We start from the raw sequence: 1,637 nt of genomic DNA, 5'->3' as shown, positions 1-1,637 counted from the left end.
GCCCTATCTGGCAGGGTAGATGTCACTGTTAAAATTTAACCAGTTTGGGCGATAAAGAGTAATTGTGTCTCGTATCTCAGTAGAAAGAAAAGAAGCTATATTGAAGAAGCTATTACCTCCCTATTCAATGTCAGTTAAAGAAGTGTCGGAAGAGGAAGGAATTAGCACTGCGACCCTGTATCATTAGCGCCAGCAACTCAGACGTTCAGGAGCCGCCGTGCCAAATAGCAACACTTCATCAGAGCAGTGGTCAGCTCAAACTAAACTTGCCATTGTCGCTGAAACCTACTCAATGACAGAAAGTGAACTCAGCCAATATTGTCGTGAAAAAGGTCTTTTTCCAGAGCAAATCCAAAGCTGGCGCAGCGAATGTATGCAAGGGTTTAAGTCGAGTAAAGAGCAGGAAGCTGAAGCAAAGAAGCAGGCTAAAGCTGACAAACTTGAAATCAAAGAGTTGAAGAAAGATTTACGACTCAAAGAAAAAGCACTCGCTGAAACGGCCGCTCTCTTGGTACTAAGAAAAAAGCTGAGAGCCTTTACGGGGAAGAGCCAGAGGACGACTAACCTCAACCGATGAAAGGCAGACCATAGTGACTCTTATCCTTGAAGCGAAGCAATGCGGGTGTCGTTTAGAGCCAGCTTGCCATGAAGTTCAAATCGACTTGAGAACGTATCGTCGCTGGTATCAGCAAGGTGAAGTTCAAGCTGACAAAAGGCCAATATGCCTCAGACCTGAGCCTGCTAACAAGCTGTCGCAGGAAGAGCGTGATGCGATAATCGAGGTGTGTAACCGCTCTGAGTTTGCAAGCTTGCCTCCAACTCAAATCGTCCCGACACTGCTTGATAGAGGTGAGTATATCGCCTCTGAGTCGAGCTACTACCGAGTGTTGAGTACGCAGGGGCAACTTCACAAACGAGGTCGTCAGCGGAGCAGACAGAAGCAAGCGAAGCCAACCAGTTACACAGCGACGGACTCGAACCAAGTCTATACGTGGGATATCACTTACTTACCTTCAAAAGTTCGAGGCCAACATTATTACCTGTATGTCATTGAGGACATCTACAGTCGAAAAATTGTTGGTTATGAAGTGTATGAGCATGAATGCGGTGAGCTGGCGTCACAACTTCTGCAACGAACGTTGATGCGAGAGCAGTGCTTCAATCAAGCTCTGGTTCTTCACTCCGATAATGGTGCGCCGATGAAGTCGTTGACGTTCAAAGCCAAAATAGAAGAGTTAGGTATTACTTCATCGTATAGTCGCCCAAGAGTCAGTGATGATAACCCGTATGTTGAGTCATTGTTCCGCACGGTAAAGTACATGCCAAGCTGGCCAACGAAGGGCTTTGAAACAATCGATAGTAGCCAAAGTTGGGTTGAAGCCTTCGTACGCTGGTACAACACCGAGCACAAGCACAGTCAGCTAAATTACGTCACGCCTTCAGAGCGTCACAATGGAAAAGATAAAGAGATCTTGAAGCGTCGTGTAGAGGTATTGCTCGCTGCAAAACAGCGAAAGCCTGAGCGGTGGTCTGGTGATATCAGGAACTGTGCGCCTGTTGGTGACGTTCACCTAAATCCAGAAAGAGAAGCTGCTTAATAAGTAAGCAAATGATGACAACTACCTTGAAAAACACCG

Annotated in this window: 1 pseudogene; it reads left to right on the top strand. The window is 46.4% G+C overall.

Annotated features, from left to right (window positions below):
* Positions 1 to 64: 64 nt before the first annotated feature.
* Positions 65 to 1,598 (top strand): annotated as a pseudogene (locus AB4161_RS23130) (IS3 family transposase).
* The last annotated feature ends 39 nt before the right edge of the window (positions 1,599 to 1,637 follow it).

Source organism: Vibrio sp. 10N.286.51.E5 (assembly GCF_041469125.1).
Classification (GTDB): Bacteria; Pseudomonadota; Gammaproteobacteria; order Enterobacterales; family Vibrionaceae; genus Vibrio; species Vibrio crassostreae_C.
This window is presented reverse-complemented; position numbering and strand designations above follow the sequence as displayed.